Raw genomic sequence first — 17246 nt, 5'->3', positions numbered from 1 at the left:
CGGTAATTTTTTACTGATGTAAATCTTACATTTACTTCTGTAATAGTTACATCTCTTATAATAATTCTTTACATATATTCTGAAAAGCATTAGTTGCTAATGGCATAATTATTGGCAATTTGTGATAAAATGAAAAGGATTTAGATAAAAATGGGAAAGTTTAAAAAAATAATAATTGCAGTAAGTATTTTCATATCTATTCTATCAATCAATTGTTTTAATGTTCCTGATGACATAGTCCTACCCGAGTGGGATGCAGGATTTAATGTGCCAATAATGAATAAAACATTTTTGATGCAGGATATAGTTAAGAGACAAGCACAAATTACGGTTGACACTACTTCAGACGAAAATATATTTTTAATTCTTTCAGAAAATTATAACAGCAGCACAGGAGTTACTAAGTATGTAAAAATTAACTCGAGTTCGAAATCTCTTAACAATCCTTTGCCAACTTCCGATACTGATTCTGCAATAATCTATATTGATTTTCCGGAGGACATTAAGATAGATTCGGCAGAATTTCTTGAGGGTGCTTTTACTTCTATTATTAACAACCCATCATCAATCAAAGCGACAGTAACTATTAGAGTCCCGGGTATAACTAAACCAACCGGTGAGCAATTAGAGTTCAAACAAATAGTTTCGGCATTTGAAGTAGATTCATCCGAAAAAAATATATCCGGTTATAAATATCGAATGCCAGCCTATCAGTCGGTTTCGGATCGGGACAAATTGATGATCATAGTTAAAGCAACTTCAAATCAACCCACGCTCGTTTACTTAAATTTTTATAACACTGATTATTACTTCGATTTTTTGGAAGGAAATATTCCTTCAAAATCTATTGGCGATCAGCGCAAGCCATTTGGATTTATTACAAATAGTATTGTGAATTATGACAACAGTACCGTATTGAAAGAAGCTTCTCTTAATTTTTATGCTTATTATAAAACTCAATTGTCTAATCCATACACGATAGAGCTGCATAATACCAATATAATCGGGAAGAGAAATGACGGCAGTGAGTTTCTGCTAAAAGATGAATCAGGCGGTTCTGAATTTGATATTTTTATTTTGAATGGGTCTTACTATAAGTTGTTTACGCAGGATAACAGCAACGTAAATGATTTAATTAGCTTCCTGCCCGATACTATTGTTGTTGAAGCGGAATATATTATCAATCCTTACCATGAGGAAGGTATGGTTTCGTATGAAGATTCAATTATTTTTAAAACGAACTTCAGCACAAAGAGTTATGTGACATTAAAAAAATCTTCGGTTGAAGATACATCCTCAGTTGAGCTAACTGAAAATGACAGAAACTCTTTGCAAGATGGAAACAGCGCCGAATTAAATATTGAGATTGATAATGCAATTCCACTTGCATCCTGGATGAAAATTACACTTGCCGATGAAAATAATAATGATTTATTCACTCTAATTAATTCTACCACCGGCAAAGATTCTTTTTACATTGAACCTGCAGAGGTTGGTTTGGATGGCGAGGTGACAGCATCTGTGCATAATTCTATTCAAACAATTTTGCTTGACGCTGAACAAATTGAAATGTTATCAAAATCTAAGTATGCTATTTATTCACTCAGTGTTCAAACGAAAGATGCTGAAAAACCAGATGCGCCGATTGTTTCAGTTCGTCCGACAGATTGGATGAACGTTCGCATATATGGAAATCTAAATTTCAGAGTAACCCCATAATCAATTGAGAAAAGCCATGAAAAAATTACTGCTATTTATTTTTATCTTAATTCTAACTGTAAATTCGAATGCTCAATATGGTTCAATAGGAACGGTTGATGCACGAAGTTTAGGGATGGGGAAAACTTATACATCAAATTCGCGCGGAGTAAATTCACTTGGAATTAACCCTGCAAATTTAATTTTTAGTGATGAAGGTTCTATTGATTTTTCACTGCTACTTCCTGCACCTTCTCTAAGTTTAAGAGGCGGCACTGATTTTCTGAGCTTTGACGATTTAAACTACTTTTTCGGCGGAGTAAACGGCTCCGGAAGAGTCCTGAATGAAGATGATAAACAAAGGTTAAATTCTCTGTTTCAGCAGGGGGGATTAGTGTTCGTTAATATTTCAGCTAACCTAATCTCCGGGTCAATCAATGCAGGAAAAGATATTGGATCATTTGGAATTTCTGTTACAGATTTTGCAGGTGGGAAATTACAAGTTCCGCAAGCCCTGGTTGATTTAGCATTAAATGGAAATCCGACTGAAAAAGTTTTTAACCTCAACGATGCATTTGTGCAAAGCTGGTGGCTTCGTTCGTATTCTATTAGTTATGCAAGAGATATTTCCGGATTATTCACAGAAGTATTTCAAAAATTTGGAGCAGGAGTTTCTTTAAAATATTATCAGGGTTTCTTTGATATTCAAACTGAAAATATTAATACTGAAATTGTTACAGGTGATAAAAATGTTATCACCGGCAGCGCCGATTTCCTTGCATACTCGGCATTCTCAAAAAGTTTTGGTGTTAGATACAAATTCGAACCGGAAGTTGCTTCTTCAAATATTGGTCTTTTCCCCACCCCTGCCGGAAATGGATTTGCATTTGATTTCGGGTTTTCGGCATCAATTGAAAATGACTGGACAATCGGTTTAGCTGTTACCGATATTGGTTCGATGAATTGGAATGATCACACCGCAAAGTTTGTTTCGGATGGAGAAATATTTTTAGACGATATTTCAAATAAAGATCAGATTGACTCAGTTAAAGAAAAACTAACTGGTGAAGCGGTTCCCATTGGTGGTTATTCGAGCGGATTACCCACTGCCTTGCGGTTTGGAGTTTCAAAATATTTTTCGAATGATGAAGATTTTATCCCCGGTAACTTACTTTTAGCTTTTGATTACAATCAAGGATTTAACGATTTACCGGGTAACACAAAAAATCCAAGATTTGCAATTGGTACAGAATGGAAACCCGGCAATTGGATCCCTTACATCAGAACGGGATTAACTTATAGTTCACTAATCGGACTGAATTGGACATTCGGGCTTGGGTTTTATACTGACATTTTGAATTCAATTTTGCAACAAACGAATTTCAATCTTACCTAATGCCTGATGCAGTTAGTCATACTTCAGTAGCAATTAGCTCGCGCTGGCGAATCAACTAATTATTGTTTAACCCGCGGCAAGTTGATCAGCGCTGCTGCAAAGAAAATTAAATTTGCAACCCAGGCTGTTAACACCGGGTCAAGCGATCCGTTTTTTCCAAAAGCCTGACTTACTTTCATAAATACCAAGTAAATAAAAGTAATCAGTATGTTTAACCCTACCTGTGCTGCCAAACCGCTTTTGCGCCTGTTTGCCGAAAGCGGAAGTCCAAACAAGACGACAATCAAACTCGCCATCGAAAACGCAATCCTCGAATGATATTCAATTTGTGTAGATGCCGGGTTGTTGCCCGCTTTTTTTTGTGAATCAATTAGAGAATTTAATTCATCAAGGTTCATCTCGACAGGCTTCTGCTGTTTCGAAGAAAGATCTTTTGGAGTAAAATTTAAATCCGTCAGTTGAAGATTTTTGAAGTAATCGGCAGTCTGTTTTTCACCATTAAACTTTCTGGTAGTACCGTTTATCGCCATCCAAAGATGAGCCGTAGAATCGTAAACTAATTTTAACGCATCAATTCTTCCAGTCATTGAATTCAAATTTTGTGAGTCAAAATCCTGAATGCTTACGCGGTTTGCTGTATTTGTGGCATTATCGAAAAATGAAATCGAAACAATTCTATTTCTTGAGTCCTGAAAAAAAATATTAGCACTTGAAGAACCAAGTCCTTTTTTAAGATAAGTCATTTCGATGCTCAATTTTGTTTTATTTGCCATCGGCACAACGTATCCGGAAAAATAAATCGAGAAACAACTAAGGAAAAATGATGTAATCAGAAAGGGTGCCATAAAGCGGACAAGGCTTACACCACTGGCTTTTATTGCTGTCAGTTCGCTTGTACTGGCTGCTTTGCCCGCAGTAAACATCGCAGCAAATAAAACGGCTATTGGCGTAACGAGCTTAATTATTTCCGGACTGAAGACGAAATAATAGTGAAATATAATATCGGCAGTTACGTTTTGATCAATAAAGTCATCAAGGTTTTCCATTGCATCAATCACAACAAATATGAGTGTGAAAGCAAGCAGTCCGAAAAAAATAGTTTGGACAAATTGTTTTACTAAATATCTGTCAAGAATTTTCATGATTAGAACTTTGTAAATTCTTTTGCCATTTCAGCGGGATTAATCTTTTTATAAAATCAAAGTTAATATTAACCGTTTCGAGGTTGGTTCGAATAGTTAAAATGATACCTGCAATTCCAATTAAAATATTAGCAGCCCACATTCCCCAAAAGGGGGAGAAGAAATCTCTTTCGGAAAGTTTCTCCCCGCCTATCAGAAACGCCCAATAAATCAGGAAGAAAAAAAGACTGATTCCGGCGGCAACACCAAACCCTCCTTTACGAACCATAACGCCAAGCGGCGCTCCGATTAGAACAAATACAATACAGGCTGCTGGAAGCGCATATTTTTTATATACTTCAACGTCATATTTTTCTATTTCACGGTTTACCCATTCTATTCTTTTAAAATGTGCGAGGACAATATTTTTAACTTCTTTAACTCTGTCTATTGCACGTGTATAAACGAGTTGCTTATTCGAAAAACTTCCACCTCGGTAGGTTTTGTTTGTTGTTGCGGTATCAACAAAAAAATATTTTTTAACATCATCATTAAGTTCAGGATAGTTTGTAAAGTTTCTTGACTTAAGGCTGTCAATAATGTAATTCATCGCACTTATACTTAATTCTCTTTCTCCCCTTGGTGAACCGGGACCGGATTGCTGAAATGAAAATTGTTCTGCATCCATTACAATCCTATGGTGTGTAAATTCTAATTTTCTATAAAGGTTTGTCTTTTGAGATTCTGATTCATGTATTTCTCCTTCTTTTAAATCCATTATTAATTTTGTTTGATCTGATGAAAAATACAATTTTCCTTTTTTTGCCGTAACAACATTCACCTTTGCAGGATTGGAATAGTCGTAGATGGTCACATCAAAAAGATCATTGGATTTTTCATCAATCTCTCTTACCAGTATAGCATAGTTATTAACCTCCTGTGAAAAGAAACCGGGGACTAGAGATAGTGTCGGCTTTTTTCTTGAAATATCCTGCATTAAAATTTTTGCCTGATGATTTGCATCGGGGAGTATATCATCATTGAATATGAGAAGCAGGTATGCAAGCACTACACTCGCTAAAACCGGTGCTGCCATCATTCTGTATAAACTTATTCCAGATGACTTCATAATTGTCACTTCATTATTTTGAGAAAGATTACCGAACGCCATCAGAGTTGCTACCAGAGATGCCATCGGAACTACCAGCACCACCATCCAGGAAAGATTAAAGACAATTAATTGAATTATTACCCATGTATCAAGTCCTTTACCAACCAGCATATCAGCGTATTTCATTAAAAATTGTAAAAGCAAAATGAATATTAAAGTGATAACAGAGAATGCAAATGGGGCGATGTGATTTTTTAGTATGTACAATGATAAAATCATAATTCTAATATAAAGAAGGCAGTATCGTTTAACAAAAATTGATAATCGGATAACAAGATTGAATCATTAGCTAATAAATTTCTAATTAAAAAATATTTTCAAAATAGATTCAAAAATGTTCCAACTTGTTATTGAATTGATTATGTTTCAGGCGCTTAAGATCAAAACTCTTTTAGTTATAATTATTTTAAACAATGCTTTCATAACAAGTTATTACATAACATTTTCCCATTACGGAGGTCCATTTGAAAGAAATTTTACAGTACATTGATCAAAACATCGGCGGATACATTGAAGAACTGAAAGAGTTTCTCCGAATTCCAAGTATCAGCACATTATCTGAAAACCAGGCAGATATAAATCGCGCAGCAGAATTTGTTTCGTCAAAACTAAAATCTGCAGGTATGAATCATGTAGAAGTAATTAAAACCGAGGGTCACCCGCTAATCTATGCCGAATGGCTCGGCGCACCTGGTAAACCAACTGTTTTGATTTATGGACATTACGACGTGCAGCCTGTGGATCCTATTGAGTTATGGAACACCCCTCCTTTTGAGCCTACTATAATTGGAGATAAAATTTTTGCTCGCGGTGCTACGGATGATAAAGGGCAAATGTATATGCATATCAAAAGCGTTGAAGCATTTTTCAAATCAACAGGCAGTCTTCCGCTTAATGTCAAATTTTTAATTGAAGGCGAAGAAGAAATTGGAAGCAGCAGTCTTTCTTCTTTTTTAAAACAAAATGCAGATAGGTTGAAATGCGATGCCGTATTAATTTCTGATACTTCTTTATTCGCTAAAGGTGTCCCGACTTTGACTTACGGACTTAGAGGTCTGGCATACATGGAACTTGAAATTGTTGGTCCAAATAGAGATCTGCATTCAGGAACTTTTGGGGGGGCGGTAGCAAATCCTGTTAATATACTGGCAACTATGATTTCTAAAATGATTGATAAGAATGGCAAAATTCTAATTCCCGGGTTTTATCAGGATGTGTTGAAATTGAGTACGGAAGAGAGGAAGAATTTTAAGCTATTAAAATTTTCTGAAAAAGCTTATGCAAAAGAACTTGGGGTCAAAGAGCTTGCAGGAGAAAGAGGTTACTCTACTTTGGAACGTACTTGGGTTAGACCAACACTGGATTGTAACGGAATCATCGGCGGATTTACAGGCAAGGGTGCCAAAACAGTTTTGCCTTCAAAAGCTACTGCAAAAATAAGTATGAGATTAGTGCCATATCAGGATCCTGAAAAAATAGCAAGATTATTTACTAAGTTCGTAAAAAAAATTGCGCCCAAATCTGTAAAAGTAAATGTAACAAGTTTGCATGGCGGAAGCCCCTTCGTTGCACCAATAACCAATCCTATTACAAAAGCTGCGGCAAGAGCAATGGAAAAAGCATTTGGGAAAAAATGCGTTTTTATGCGCGAAGGCGGGTCAATTCCAATCGTTGTGGAATTTGAAAAAATCCTAAAAGCAACTCCTGTTTTGATGGGATTGGGATTGAACTCTGAAAATCTGCATTCGCCAAACGAACATTTTGATTTAAATCATTTTCAATTAGGCATTAAAAGTTCAGCATACTTTTTATCGGAACTTGCTGAATAAATAATTATAGATTCATTTTTTATATAAAAATTGAAACGATATTTAAATATTAGTTTAACAATTCTTGTTGCAGCTTTATTCTTTTCTTGCAGTGATTCCGGGAAAGAGGAAAACTCGGAGATTGATTATAATGAAAAAGTTGAGCATATCCCCCAAAAGGATTTTGAAATTCAAAAATATAATATTGAGTTAAAGAAGAAGCAGTCATCAAACAGAACCGAATGTGATACAATTGCATTACTGGAGCATGTGCTGAATAATTATCCCGAAGGTACTTATATCGTAGAGGTTGATAAAAAACTTACTTATGATATTCCTCGTTCGGCGGTTATTTATTATAATGATGGGGGGGAATATGTTTTCGCTGTTGTGGCCAAATCAAAGCCGGGTGAGAGATTGATTGAGCCGAAGAATATTGTTGGCTATGATCAAAGTTTTATTGATTTGGACAGCACCAAACTTGGCACCGCATTTTTCTATCTTACGCTGTTTAAGTGTAATGATGGAAATTTTCAAATGATCTGGGAAGCCCCTATACCTTCACACGGAGGATTTAATAATTTTTTTCTTAGCCAATGGAATTATAGAGGGACTAAATTTATTAAAGTTAATTTTCATTATGGCAGCAGCGTTGGACATATTGATCACAACTATTTTTTAGTTGACGGACTGACTGTTAAGCCGCATTTGTTGATGACGTATAAAGGGATAAATTTTGAAAGAACAATTGCTAATGTGAATAACGATAAGTTCCCCGATTATTACGAGCATATTTTTTATGACACTGGTGATAAAGTTTTCTCACGGGATTCTGTAGCATTTATATGGCGGGCGAAAGACAGTGTTTATGTCAATACGAAAAACTCTCGTCAAGTACGTCCATATTAATAATTCTATGCTTCGGCGATATGCCACTCTTTTATTAAACTAATATTCAACTTATCTTTGTAGCGAAAATATTAGATGTTCATTTTATTATAAAATCAATTTAATATTTTCAATGATAAACATGTTTATAATTTCTGGTTAAAGGATAAAAATGATCAACGGTGCTTTAGAAAAATTTTCTATAGTGGATTACTTGGAATCCATTGGGTTCAAATCATTCGGACTTGACGGTGAAAGAATATTTAAAGTTTATTCCGAGACTGAGAGAGAGCTTGAATCAATTTATGGTGGGGTGGGGATTAGAAATATTTCGCATATTGGCGTACTGGAGTTGAAGGGGGCAGACTCGATCGACTATCTGCATCGCATAACAACAAACAATCTGAAAAACCTTGCTAAAGAACAAATTGCTAAAACAATTTTTACCACAGAAAAGGGCAGAGTAATTGATCTGGTGACGCTGGTAAATTTTGAAGACTTCCAACTAATACTTTGCAGCAATGTACATAAATTGAAAGTGAAGAACTGGACAAAAAAATATATTGTAACTGATGAAGTTAGAGTAGATGATGCAGGGGGGAAATATACGATACTAGAATTTCTTGGACCTCAAGCAACTTCATTTATTTCCATGCTATGTGGAGATTTTGCAGATTCCTTGCAGACGAATTCATTTAAAGTTTTAAATATAGAAGAGATGTTGTTTTTTATTCTAAAAGTTGAAAATTATGATGGAACAATAAGTTTCATTACAATTTCCGATTTCAATAACGCACAGAAGATCATCAAATATTTAATAGAAAAAAAATCGCCCTTCAACTTTAGTTTTATTGGAGAAGATGCATATAACATTTATAGAATCGGTCAAGGGATTCCAGTGGCGCCAAATGAAATCAACGATGAGTACAACCCGCATGAAACAGGTTTAGCAAAATATATTAGTTTTACAAAAGGTTGTTTCATTGGTCAGGAAGTTATTGCGAGGCTGCAAACTTATGATAAAGTACAAAAACGATTGGTGGGGGTAATTATAGATCATACAAGTGAATTGAGTCTGCCGCAAATGATCAGAAGTGATCTGGGAGAAGAAGCTGGAATACTGACTTCATCGTGTTATTCTCCGTTCCTCAAAAAACGAATTGGATTAGCTTATATAAAAAAGTCATTCTGTCATCCTGGATCAGAATTGATTTTAGATTTAAATCCGAACACTCAAACAAAAATTATTGTCTCCGAGCTTCCGTTTACGAAATGAAAATTTATACTAAGACAGGAGATAAGGGAGAAACAAGTCTTTTCGGGGGGGAGCGCGTCGGAAAAAATAATATAAGAATTAAAGCTTATGGCAGTTTAGATGAACTTAATTCATTCATTGGCTTAACACTTGCTAAAGTAAAAAACGAAAAAATAAAAGAAGTTTTGTTCAACTTACAGAATAAACTTTTTATCGTAGGATCTGATTTGGCAACTCCTTCTACGGAAAAAAATAAAAAATTAGACATTCAGCGAACTCCCACCGAATTCATTACCGAAGTTGAAAATTGGATAGACGAGTTCAGCTCTAATCTTGATGATTTGAAAAACTTTATTTTGCCTGGAGGTTCAGAAGGTGCTGCATTACTCCATATTTGCAGAACAATTGCTAGAAGAGCAGAGCGGGAAATAGTGGAATTAAAAAAAGTGAACAAATCACCGAGAATATTATTATTTTTACAAATAGAATTTCAGATTTATTCTTTGTTCTTTCTCGTTATGAAAATAAGCATTCAAATATTCCCGACATAAAATGGGTTCCGTAATTTCAAACATCTGCAGACCTTCATTTTTTTCTTGCTAATTGAAGACTGCCGACTAAGAACTGATTACGGGGGTGAAATTGGTCTCGACGGGGTTGAAGATGCATTAAACTGCGCACCGTGTTCACCGGATTACACGTTAAACAAATGGTAAAAACAATAACTGGCGAATATAATTACGCCCTCGCTGCTTAATTAAATAGCAGCCGTTTGTCAATTCTAGTCACTTCGGGAATTGAATGAACGTCGTTTAGAAGTGATAGCTGAAATTATCGCTCTTATAATGTAAGCGAAATTTTTATGAGCAGGCTTAAAGCAAGCTTTGTTTGTTTTGTAACTTCGAGCCAAAATAAAACAAACTATGTGTGTAGAAGTTTCTTGGGTCTTAGCTTCGGACGCGGGTTCGACTCCCGCCACCTCCACAATCGCTTGGTATTGTTGAAAAAATCAAACAGCGATTTGTGCAATGCTTATTTTAAATATACCCCCTAATCCGAATTTACAGTTGTTAATTAAAATCAGATTAAAAAATCTGATATAACCAAATTTCTTGGAAAATACTTTTTAATTCATTCGATAGAATTTCTAATTCATCTAAAAAATTATCTTTGAAGTGCTTATACTTGTCTTTCTGTTCTAGATACAGAGTTCTGTAATATGCGATTCCACTGTTTAGATTCTCAGCAAATAACTCAAAATATTTAGCTTGCTTATCGGAAATGTTGGACCCGCATTCGCTAATAAGTCGTTTTAAATAGTTTATATATAATTTTAATTCTTTTATAAAAAAATTAGGACGATTATTTTCATCGATGAAATTTTTTCTTCCATAGATATGATCTACCATTTGTTTTAAAGATAAGATTTTATCAAAGTATGCCATGTTTGGACCTGGACAAACAGACACCCCAATACTTTTCCCTTTTATTTCGATATTGTTATTTAGTAGAGCAGCATTGCCAAGACCAACGCAAATACATGTTTTATCAACGATTTTGTTAAACTCAATTCGACGGGTTGATTCATCTAAATTTTTACTGTCAAGTTCTTTGATTTTTAAAAACTGATATTGGCGCGAAGCAGTACAAATTGAGTTTTTAGTAAATTCATTATTGAAGGTTAAAAATTTTTTTGGACAAGAACTGCCGGGTCGTCCTTTATTTACAAGCTCAATCTTTTCAATATCCTGAGAATTATTTCTAATACTATTGAATGGCACACCAAGAGGAGAAATATTACTTAGATACAAATCTTCTTCTTTGGCTTTTCGAAGAAGTTCCAATGTTTGAGTATCAACATTAGTAACTTCAGGAACAAGTAAAAATGGGGTGCCCCATCCTATGGAATCAAGCTGATAATAATTCAATAGGAAATTATGTTCTTTAGAAGTACCTACACCACCCTGCGCAGTTATTTTTATTGAAGGTGGTGTGTCGGGGTGAAATCGATTCTTATTTGATAGAGCCTTAACGTAGATTTCATAAGTAATTCCGATTAATTCCTCCCGATTGTTTTTAAACTCCTCCAGAATTGGTCCTAATAGAAAACCATCGCTCGCAAATGCATGCCCCCCGCAATTAAGTCCGGATTCAATTCTATACTCGGAAACCCACAAGCCTTTTTAGCTAAAACTTTCCCTGGATAATTGCAGAGCGATAATCACTGACTTTTATCGTTATTTTCTTAGGTAGATAACCATTGTTATCAGGATAAAAATCTTCAAACTTTTCTATGTAGCTGTACAATCTCGGGTTCATTCCTGCAGACAGGACGAGCGAAGAATTTAATTTGCTCTTCGCAAATCCCCTTAGAGCAGCGTGTGCATCATTAAACTCAATAGGAAGTTTTTCGTCACCCTGAAAATTTTCGTTGTCAACTTTTGTCATAATATTAACATCAATATTCCCAGGTGAATATTTTCACTTAGCCAATTTTGGATATCCTGCTTCAGGAGACTTCCATTTTCCATCAGTTCATAGAACTTTTTCTTTACTTCAGAATAATCAGGAAGCATTTCAATTAGTTTGTAAATATCTTCACCTTTTGCACGAATCGAATCTTTTACTTCTTCAAACTTTTCGTTTACAATATGATGAATAAGATTTAGATAATTTGTAATTCTTTCGGCTCTTGAGTCTTTAACTTTTTCAGATATGAACGAGTAGGGCAGCCCAATTTTGTTGCAATAATATTCCCGCATTTTTTCGATAAGTCCGTCATCTACTATTGATATTACTGAGGAAATACCATAAGGTGCGGCTTTAACCGGTGTGTCAATCGTGAAAGCTAATCCCATCACGGGGATATGAAAAGTGTGCATTAAAATCATTATCCTTTTTATTAATAAGTTTTCAATTAGTAATCTAAGATAATCACATCGAATAATTGCAATAGAAATACTAACCTGATTAAATAAAACTTTGCGTATGAATGATGAAAATAAACCTTTAAAAGCGCAGTGAATAACTCAATAGATAATTTTAGTTCGAGTTTTTCAGACAATATATTTGCTTGTCTGTTGTTTGAAGTTGATTATTTTTAAGAAAGTTCATTTCAAATTATCAGCAAGGAGTCATTATGAAAATTGGAATTATTGGTTCTGGAACAGTAGGGCAGCAACTGGGTAATGGATTCATAAAGCTTGGATATCAGGTTAAGATCGGCACACGTGATGAAGCTAAACTAATTGAATGGAAAAATTCTGGTGGGCAAAATGCATCAACAGGTAATTTTGAAAATGCTGCAAAATTTGGTGAAGTAATTGTCATCGCAACAAACTGGGCTGGAACAGTGAACGCAATTAAATTGGCAGGGATAGAAAATATTTCTAATAAAATTGTAATTGATGTTACTAATCCTCTTGACTTTTCTCAAGGTGTTCCGCCTAAGTTTGCAGCCACGCTCGGCAACTCCGGAGGTGAACAGATTCAGAAAATGCTTCCGCTTGCGAAAGTAGTCAAAGCTTTTAATACCATTTCAGCTTATATAATGATTAACGCTCCTCGCGAAGAAGGTGTTCCCGATTTATTTATCGCTGGTAATGATAAAGAAGCCAAAGTTTTTGTAAATGATATTGCTATGCAGTGGGGATGGGGCAGCGTAATTGATCTCGGTGATATCAGCCAATCATTTTTCTTGAAGCTTTTGCCCATCTGTGGATTATTTATGGTTTCAAGAACAATAATTGGACATGTCATTCAAACTATTGAAAAATAAATAATCTTGTTCTTAAAAAAATTTATTTTACAAAAATGATTTTTTTGAGAATATGATTGAGCGGTTTTGATGATACAAAATAGATTCCGCTTGATAAAGTTGCTCAATTTAAAAAATTTTTATAAACTCCTGGTTTTCGAAATTCATTTAAAATATCTTTAATTTTTTCTTCCGAGCATATCAAAAAACTAAGATTTACTATCCCATCAGACGAAATGGTATATTCAATAGTTGTAAATGAATTGAATGGATTTGGGAAAACCTTTATCTCATCTCCAGTATCTGTTATAGATGAATCACAAGCTTGACAAATGTTGTTTAGTTTTTCATTGAAGAAATTTAGAACTTCAATTTTAGAATTGGAATTATAAAAGATTGGATCACCATGGGCAACTCCTTCAATTATATTTAAATGTGCATCTACATTATTTTCTAACAATTTAGAATACAGCTTAATGCTCTGATTATTTGGGACAACGCAATCGGTCGTCCCATGATAAATTAAAAAGGGTGGGTCATCACTATCAACATAACTAATCGGACTGGCGAATAATGCTGTCTCGGGGCAATCTGCAGCAATGCATCCAAGCAGTTGAGTGACTACGGAACCTTCCTCATCATAATTTCTCGGGCTTGGACATTCTGAACCTGAGTAATCACTCATCTCCAGCAAATTTGATGGTCCATAAAAATCAACCACTGCATTTATTCTACTTTTAAAATTACTGTTGCCTTGAGAAAGGTCTTCAAGCAGAGGAACATCTGAAGAAAGTCCGATCAAAGATGCCAAATGAGCACCTGCCGAAACACCGAGCACTCCAATTTTTGAAGTATCAATCGAATATAAATCGGCGTTAGCTTTTAACCATCTGACAGCGGCTTTGCAATCATAAATCTGTGCGGGAAAGATTGAGTCTTGACTAAATCTATAATTAATAGCTGCAACAATAAAATTATTTGATAGTAAAGTATCACACCATGCTAATACATTTTCCGTACCTCCTGAATGCCAACCCCCTCCGTGAATAAAAATAATCAGCGGAACTTTTTGGGTGATGTCATCCGGAACATAAAGATCAAGTGTCTGTCTCGGATTATTACTGCCGATGTAGTCTATCGAAGTAAATGTAGTGTATTGCGAGAAACCAAATGGAGTACAAATAATGAAAAATAAGATTATTATAAAATTCTTTAACACGCAGGGATTCCGTTTAAATAAAATAAACTCCGCTTGAGTAATTACTTGTTGTCAATTTGAAATTAACTTTCTATGTTTAACATATCATTAAATAAAAGACGAAAAAATTCCATTAATTTATCCTGATGATAAGACTAATTTTTAATAAACAAAATATTTTTTTTAGAAATCTAAACATCGAATTGATTTTTTGGCTGGTAGGTTTAGCGTATCTGGCATTCAGTCCGTTAAATTCAGAAAGTCATTTCACAATTTGTCCGCTCAAGAATTTGGGATTTGATTACTGCCCCGGCTGCGGATTGGGCAGTTCGATAATAAATATTTTTAGCCGGGATTCATCGTTTTGTACTTGGTAATATTGGGTTAGGAATTTTATATGTCTTAACCGGCGGGCTTTGTCTTATTGGTACAATAGTCGATCTGGTTAATTATAAAAAATTAACCTTTGAGTACAATCAAAAAGTTGCTCAGGAAGTTATGATGATGATGAGAAGTTTCAACTGAAATAAGTGTTCTGAGAATCTTCTTTCTTTCAAATTTCAAAACGTAGCGACAGTGTAATCAAGTAATCTGTAATAGTGAATTGACTGTTTTCATTTCATTTTAAAGTTACTTCTTTTTCGGGCAAACTAAGTGTCAATTAAAAAATTTTATCCTGTTTTGAACTAATATTTTTATTGATATGCAAATGGTAATGGGCTAAATTGCATATAGAAATGAGTAAAATTATTTTTACAAAAATGTCCGGCGCTGGTAATGACTTTGTGATTATCAGTAAAGATATTAATAAGCAATTAGTTCTTTCACAATCTGTAATTAATAAAATTTGCAATAGACGCTTTGGAATTGGAGCAGATGGAGTAATCACAATTGCTTCATCAAGTGAATATGATTTTGGCATGGAATATTTTAATGCTGATGGTTCCACCGGGACTCTTTGTGCGAATGGTGCTCGCTGCGCATTAAAGTATGTCAGTGAAAACCTTCTGAAAAATAAAGGCGATTTCTTATTCCTATCTGACGGTGTTCAATACAGCGGCGAAGTGTTTAAAAACGGCAGGGTTAAATTCAATCTAAACAACCCGAAAAATATTAAACTGAATTTCAAAGTTAAGGCAAGCAATCAATTGATTACTGCTTGCTATGCTGATACCGGGTCACCGCATGTAGTTGTGAAGATAAAAGATATGCTGGTAGATTCAAAGAAACCAGGATTTTTTTATAGCGATATTCGAACATTCCCAGTATTTAATTTTGGCAAAGAAATTAGAAATTTACCGGAGTTTTATCCTTCCGGCACGAACGTAAATTTTATTAACATAGTTGATGATAAAATTTTCATCAGAACTTTTGAGCGCGGAGTTGAGGATGAAACTTTTGCTTGCGGAACAGGTTCGGTAGCCTCATCGCTGATCGCATCCCTTACTGATGGATTAAAACCACCAATAAAATTAATAACCTATGGGGGTGACGAACTAATTGTAAATTTTGAAATCATCGAACGAAAGTTTAAAAATATTTCTATAACCGGTCCAGCCGAAATAATCTTTGAAGGAGAATTTGCGGCGGAAAAATATCAATAACAAATGGAGAGTTAATGGCTAAAGTTATTTTTTCTGTACAATATGAAGTTGACCAAACTAATAAGGATCAATATCTTTCAGTTGTGAAAGAATTAAAAACACTTCTGAAAGCAGAAGGTTTAGAAAAGTATTCTGTTTATGAAGTCAAGGGAAAATCTTTGCAGTATCAAGAGATTTATGAATTCAGCTCTATGGAGGCTTACGAAGCTTTTGATGATAATGATAATGAACGAATAAATATTTTAATTGGAAAACTTAGCGACCTGACAAATAAAAACACTACTAAATATTCAACTATGTTTGAGGTCTCTTGAAATTTAAGGATCTTCGTCTGCCGTGTGGACAGATTTTCCAGATAGAATAAAATAATGGCAGTGGATTAGATGTCCCTTTTCCCGTCATACTCATCACTATATTTATTCTATTATGAATAAAACCCTTCACACAATTTACGTTTTACTTTTTGTTATAGTCGGGATAGCCTCAACTATGTTGTTGATCTATAATGGCTATGACTATTACTCTAAACCATTAGAGGAAATTGGAACGACTTTAAGTAATCCGGATCTAAAAGGCACTACGGAATACAACCGATTGAAATACCAACATGAAAATCTTAAACCAACGGGTTTCATCGGTCATGGTATAGGCATTCTGGGCAGTTTTATGATGGTGTTTGGTGTTGCTTCTTATATGATTAGAAAACGAGTGAAAAGATTTTATGGAATTGGTTATCTAAAAAACTGGCTTGAGTTTCATATTTTCTTGTGTACTGTCGGACCTATCTTCGTTCTTTTTCATACTTCTTTTAAATTTGGCGGACTGGTTGCTGTAAGTTTCTGGAGTATGGTTCTGGTTGTGTTAAGTGGGGTTGTTGGAAGATTTATTTATATTCAAATACCTCACACAATTCAAGGACAGGAACTTGACATAAAAGAACTGAACAAAATTAAAGATGATTTAACGATTCGACTAACTAAGGAATATAAAATAGATGAAGACTTACTTTATGATTTTAATAGACTAGCTTCCCCTGATAGGTACAAAAGTTTTAAATTATCAACGAGTATAATCTTTGCAGTAAAAGATTTTTTTGATGTACGAAAAGTTCTTCACAAACTTAAAAGCAATGTTCTTTTAGCGGGATTACCAAAACGTACAGTAAAAGAAGTAGTCCATATTGCAAAATCCGAAATAATTCTTGCCAGAAGAATCGGTTTGTTGCGTACTATGCAGAAATTTTTTAGATACTGGCATATCTTTCACCTACCCTTTGCAATTGCTATGTTTGCTATAATGATAATTCACATTATAGTTGCGATTACATTTGGTTACACCTGGATTTTTTAG

At 34.6% G+C, this 17246-nt stretch carries 14 protein-coding genes, 1 other RNA gene and 2 pseudogenes; 13 read left to right on the top strand and 4 right to left on the bottom strand.

Features of this window, described 5'->3' with window-relative positions; all coding sequences use genetic code 11:
* Positions 1 to 150 precede the first annotated feature (150 nt).
* Both IPH11_05015 and IPH11_05010 read left to right on the top strand, forming a co-directional pair.
* On the top strand, positions 151 to 1719 hold the full coding sequence (locus IPH11_05015; GenBank protein ID MBK6913042.1) for a hypothetical protein: 1569 nt from the start codon (positions 151 to 153) through the stop codon (positions 1717 to 1719).
* A 16-nt stretch (positions 1720 to 1735) separates the two neighbouring features.
* Positions 1736 to 3094, top strand: a complete 1359-nt coding sequence (locus IPH11_05010) for a hypothetical protein (protein MBK6913041.1) — start codon at positions 1736 to 1738, stop codon at positions 3092 to 3094.
* 59 nt (positions 3095 to 3153) lie between these two features.
* Here IPH11_05010 and IPH11_05005 read toward each other — a convergent pair whose 3' ends face one another.
* Together IPH11_05005 and IPH11_05000 are read right to left on the bottom strand one after the other, a co-directional pair.
* The gene (locus tag IPH11_05005; GenBank protein ID MBK6913040.1) at positions 3154 to 4236 is read right to left on the bottom strand and encodes an LptF/LptG family permease; all 1083 of its coding nucleotides are present in this window, start codon (positions 4234 to 4236) and stop codon (positions 3154 to 3156) included.
* Positions 4223 to 5605: an LptF/LptG family permease gene (locus IPH11_05000; protein MBK6913039.1), complete on the bottom strand. Its 1383-nt coding sequence runs from the start codon at positions 5603 to 5605 to the stop codon at positions 4223 to 4225. The genes IPH11_05005 and IPH11_05000 overlap by 14 nt, the downstream gene beginning before the upstream one ends.
* A gap of 245 nt (positions 5606 to 5850) precedes the next feature.
* Here IPH11_05000 and IPH11_04995 point away from each other — a divergent pair, with 245 nt between their 5' ends.
* The 5 genes and pseudogenes from IPH11_04995 to ssrA all read left to right on the top strand — a co-directional run bounded on the left by IPH11_04995 (position 5851) and on the right by ssrA (position 10324).
* The gene (locus IPH11_04995; protein MBK6913038.1) at positions 5851 to 7215 is read left to right on the top strand and encodes a dipeptidase; all 1365 of its coding nucleotides are present in this window, start codon (positions 5851 to 5853) and stop codon (positions 7213 to 7215) included.
* 30 nt (positions 7216 to 7245) lie between these two features.
* Positions 7246 to 8103 carry a hypothetical protein gene (locus tag IPH11_04990; protein MBK6913037.1) on the top strand — a complete coding sequence of 286 codons (858 nt, stop codon included), beginning with the start codon at positions 7246 to 7248 and terminating at the stop codon, positions 8101 to 8103.
* A 151-nt stretch (positions 8104 to 8254) separates the two neighbouring features.
* The gene (locus IPH11_04985) at positions 8255 to 9358 is read left to right on the top strand and encodes an aminomethyl transferase family protein (GenBank protein MBK6913036.1); all 1104 of its coding nucleotides are present in this window, start codon (positions 8255 to 8257) and stop codon (positions 9356 to 9358) included.
* Positions 9355 to 9902: pseudogene (locus tag IPH11_04980) on the top strand (cob(I)yrinic acid a,c-diamide adenosyltransferase). Before IPH11_04985 ends, IPH11_04980 begins: the two are co-directional and overlap by 4 nt.
* Positions 9903 to 9969: 67 nt before the next feature.
* Positions 9970 to 10324: a transfer-messenger RNA gene (gene ssrA, locus IPH11_04975) on the top strand.
* 98 nt (positions 10325 to 10422) lie between these two features.
* On the opposite strand, the pseudogene IPH11_04970 reads toward ssrA, so the two are convergent.
* Positions 10423 to 12228: pseudogene (locus IPH11_04970) on the bottom strand (hypothetical protein).
* Positions 12229 to 12476: 248 nt separating this feature from the next.
* Between IPH11_04970 and IPH11_04965 the strand changes: the two are divergent.
* Complete coding sequence (locus IPH11_04965; protein MBK6913035.1) at positions 12477 to 13115, top strand: NAD(P)-binding domain-containing protein; 639 nt, start codon at positions 12477 to 12479, stop codon at positions 13113 to 13115.
* A gap of 103 nt (positions 13116 to 13218) precedes the next feature.
* Here IPH11_04965 and IPH11_04960 read toward each other — a convergent pair whose 3' ends face one another.
* Positions 13219 to 14313, bottom strand: coding sequence for an alpha/beta hydrolase (locus IPH11_04960; protein ID MBK6913034.1), 1095 nt, complete (start codon positions 14311 to 14313; stop codon positions 13219 to 13221).
* A 125-nt stretch (positions 14314 to 14438) separates the two neighbouring features.
* Between IPH11_04960 and IPH11_04955 the strand changes: the two genes are divergently transcribed.
* The 5 genes from IPH11_04955 (at position 14439) to IPH11_04935 (ending at position 17246) form a co-directional block, all read left to right on the top strand.
* Positions 14439 to 14669 carry a DUF2752 domain-containing protein gene (locus tag IPH11_04955; GenBank protein MBK6913033.1) on the top strand — a complete coding sequence of 77 codons (231 nt, stop codon included), beginning with the start codon at positions 14439 to 14441 and terminating at the stop codon, positions 14667 to 14669.
* Positions 14632 to 14817 carry a TM2 domain-containing protein gene (locus IPH11_04950; GenBank protein MBK6913032.1) on the top strand — a complete coding sequence of 62 codons (186 nt, stop codon included), beginning with the start codon at positions 14632 to 14634 and terminating at the stop codon, positions 14815 to 14817. The genes IPH11_04955 and IPH11_04950 overlap by 38 nt, the downstream gene beginning before the upstream one ends.
* A 212-nt stretch (positions 14818 to 15029) precedes the next feature.
* Positions 15030 to 15896, top strand: coding sequence for a diaminopimelate epimerase (locus IPH11_04945; protein ID MBK6913031.1), 867 nt, complete (start codon positions 15030 to 15032; stop codon positions 15894 to 15896).
* Between the two features lie 14 nt (positions 15897 to 15910).
* Positions 15911 to 16210, top strand: coding sequence for a hypothetical protein (locus IPH11_04940; protein ID MBK6913030.1), 300 nt, complete (start codon positions 15911 to 15913; stop codon positions 16208 to 16210).
* Between the two features lie 112 nt (positions 16211 to 16322).
* Entirely contained in the window at positions 16323 to 17246 is a 924-nt protein-coding gene (locus IPH11_04935; protein ID MBK6913029.1) for a hypothetical protein, read from the top strand.

The organism is Ignavibacteriales bacterium, assembly GCA_016709155.1.
Taxonomy (GTDB): Bacteria; Bacteroidota; Ignavibacteria; order Ignavibacteriales; family Ignavibacteriaceae; genus JADJEI01.
Note: the sequence above shows the minus strand (reverse complement) of the source record. Positions and strands in the feature narration are given on the sequence as shown.